This window comes from Kitasatospora purpeofusca (assembly GCF_000718025.1).
Lineage (GTDB): Bacteria > Actinomycetota > Actinomycetes > Streptomycetales > Streptomycetaceae > Kitasatospora > Kitasatospora purpeofusca.
The window spans coordinates 1-2,047 of the sequence record NZ_JODS01000075.1 but is presented as its reverse complement, the minus strand read 5'-3'; the positions used below and the strand labels follow the sequence as shown (position 1 = coordinate 2,047).

The 2,047-nt window shown below is 72.4% G+C and carries 1 protein-coding gene and 2 pseudogenes; all 3 read right to left on the bottom strand.

Translation table 11 applies throughout. The annotated features are described in order from the left end of the window. A pseudogene (locus IF01_RS48845) lies at positions 1–507 on the bottom strand (hypothetical protein); the annotation flags it as partial. 418 nt (positions 508–925) lie between these two features. Next, positions 926–1,486 carry a CBS domain-containing protein gene (locus IF01_RS51730; RefSeq protein ID WP_375341029.1) on the bottom strand — a complete coding sequence of 187 codons (561 nt, stop codon included), beginning with the start codon at positions 1,484–1,486 and terminating at the stop codon, positions 926–928. A 43-nt stretch (positions 1,487–1,529) separates the two neighbouring features. After that, positions 1,530–2,047, bottom strand: a pseudogene (locus IF01_RS47255) (DEAD/DEAH box helicase); the annotation flags it as partial.

The following is a 2,047-nucleotide window of genomic DNA, read 5'->3' as shown; positions in this document are numbered from 1 at the left end:
GAAGACCAACTCGAAGAAGCCCTGCGCATCAACGAACAACTCCGCCGCGACGCCGGACAGCAACCCGCCGCCGACACCTGATCCACCCACCAGGCCGACCAGACCGGCCTGTCGGTGAGCGACACCGTGCGCACCGCAGGCCGCCCCGGACGCGAGCGCCGGCCGACGAAGGATCGCCCGCGACCCCGCCCCGCCGGATGCCGACAAGCCCATGCCCCGGACGACGGCCACCCCTTCCAGGTGGAATTCACACCCGGGGCGTCCATCCCCTACCGTCCGGCCCGGGTCATGACGCGTGCCCCGCGGTGTGGGCCCGAGCCCGGCCTGCTTCCGGCCCGGGCCCACGCACTCCGCGCTTGCCGGGTTTGCCGGCTCTCCTCGCAGGTTCACGGAGTTCAGGCCGACGTAGGTGTAGACGAAGGCGCCCGTGGCGGCCGAAGCCGGCGACGACGGCAGGGCCACAGCGAGGATGAGGCCGCCGAGAGCGGCGGCCAGGCTGCTGCGCAAACGCACAGGTCTGTCCTCCAGAAGAGAACACGTGGTGGCGCAGCCGCCCTTCCCGCCCACGATCCCCCAGTAGTCCTCCTGCCATCGCCGGAACGTTTCACCTTCACCCGTTCAACCCGGACCCCGGACGACAGCGGAGCCGGGGGCATTCCGGAAGGAAGTGCCGCCGGATCCCGTGGCCGCCGCCGGCGGCGGAGAGGGATCCCCGGCCTCTACTGCGGGGCTCGGTGCGAAGTGGCGGTGAGCGTGGTCCACCGCGCGAGCAGTTCGCTCGCTGTGCGCGTGTTGACGGGGTCGGCCGCGGCGTTCATCAGTGGCAAAGGGGCGTGGCGCGCGGGCCTGTGGGCGCCGGGCCGGGGGCGTCCGGGATATCTACGCCGCCGTCACCGGGCCGATGAGCGCGCGTCGGCCGTGGGGTTCAGAGGGTGAGCAGGCCGATGGCGTGGCCGTCGTGGTCGACGACCGGCCACACGGCCAGGCCCCGGGCGCGCATGGCGGCCGCCGCGGTGGCGGCGGGCATGTCGGCGGTGGCGAACGGGGCCCTGTCGAGGACGATGCCGCGCACCGGGGTCCGCTCGGTGTACCAGGACCGGGCCTGGAACGGCGCCAGGTGCAGGCGCGTCAGCAGCCCCGCGCAGCGGCCGTCGTCGTCGCGGACCAGGAGGTGGTCGGCGCCGGAGCTCTGCAGGACGTCCATCGCAATGTCGACCATGATGTCTTCACTGATCTGCAGCTCCGGGCATTTCATGAGGTCGCCGACCGTGGCGGTGGTCGCGGGGCATTCGAGGGTGATGGTCACGGCGGACTCCTTGGCGTCGTTTCCGCCGGGGCCGGCGGTGGTCGGGGCACTGGCGGTGGGACAACCGGCGGGTACGCCGGAGCGGGCCGAGACTGCTCTGCACTCGGCGAGTTGGTGGGGCCCGGACTGCGGCGGCAGGACGACGGGGGCCTCGATCACGGTGGGGATGCCGGTGGGCACCCGGGCACCGGTGATCCGGGCCAGCTCCTCGTCACCGGCGCTGGACCTGGCCGTTGCGGAACTGCTCCAGGGTCCGGTTGCGCTGCGGCTGGGACTTGCCGCCGTGCAGGGCGGCGGCCTTCACGCCGTTGGCGAGCAGGTCATCCACCAGGCGGTCGGCGCCGTCCTTGGTGTCGATGAACATGATCACCCCGCCGTCGCGGGAGGCGATGTGCGCGATGGTGGCGTTCTTGTCGAAGTTCTGCACCTGCAGCACATGGTGCTCCATCGTGCTGAGCCCATGTCGGCCATCTGGTCGGCCTCGTCGAGCACCGTGATGCCGACCCCGTCCAACTGGCAGTCGCCGCGCTGGATCAGGTCCTTGAGCCGGCCGGGAGTGGCGACGACGACCTCCGCACCCCGGTTCAGCGTCTGCGCCTGCCGGCCGATCGACATCCCGCCGACGACCGTGGCCATCCGCAGCCGCACCGCGTGGGCGAACGGCGTCAGCGCCTCGGTCACCTGCTGCGCCAGCTCCCGGGTGGGCACCAGCACCAGCGCCAGCGGGCGGCGCGGTTCGGC